The 824-nt window shown below is 38.0% G+C and carries 1 protein-coding gene; it reads right to left on the bottom strand.

The genetic code is table 11. The features are described from left to right. On the bottom strand, window positions 1–806 hold an 806-nt coding region (locus VB714_RS21425), incomplete at its 3' end, for a transposase (protein ID WP_323226723.1). Window positions 807–824: the final 18 nt, after the last annotated feature.

Below are 824 nucleotides of genomic sequence, written 5' to 3'. Positions count from 1 at the left end.
TTAATAACCAATCTCGCTGCTTTATTAACCGCATCTCTCATCTGACGGTTACGCTTTTCAGTGATGCGAGATAGTCTTTTAGACCAGAATCCTTGAGGTTTATTCTCCTTAATCGTCGCAATCTGTTTGTTGTACCATTGATTGACTGATTTCAGGTGCTTTCCATCTACAATAAAACTCGTTCCCGCATTACTGACGCAGGTTAACCAGTTATCTAAACCATGATCGATACCGAGAACTTTGTCCTTATCTAACTCAATTTGTTTGGCTTCCAATTGATAGACCCATTCGACATAGAAACAGCCGTTACGAGGGAGGATTCTAAGTTCTCGAATCTTCTTAAAGTCAAGATTGATGGGAAATGGTAATAGGAATGAATCAACTTTAAAGACTGCTTTTACCTTCATTCCTAATGGAACCCTAACCTTATCTCCTTTCAGCCTTAGCGCTTGCTTAGGATAAGTTATGACTCCCAATCCTCCCTTTTTGCGATAGTTGGGCAAGCGAGGACGGTTCTCTAATTCGCCTTTTTGGTACTTCTTAGAAAGTTCTTTGTAAGACTTGAATGACTCAGCAACACCCATCAATGTCTGTTGTGCCGCTTGAGAGTGAAGAAACTTAAAGTTTACATTGTTTTTTAACTCCGTCAGAATATCGAATTTCTTGATGATTATGCCGCGTTTAAAGTACAGTTGACGAGCCAAATAAATTCCACAATTGATTAATTTATTCGCTGTCGTACAAAGGTATTCGAGAAATGATAGATTTTCTGAATCTTTAATCAAATTTTGTTGACATCCATACATTTAAAATTCACCTCCTAT

The organism is Spirulina sp. 06S082, assembly GCF_034932145.1.
Lineage (GTDB): Bacteria > Cyanobacteriota > Cyanobacteriia > Cyanobacteriales > Spirulinaceae > CCY15215.
Note: the sequence above shows the minus strand (reverse complement) of the source record. Positions and strands in the feature narration are given on the sequence as shown.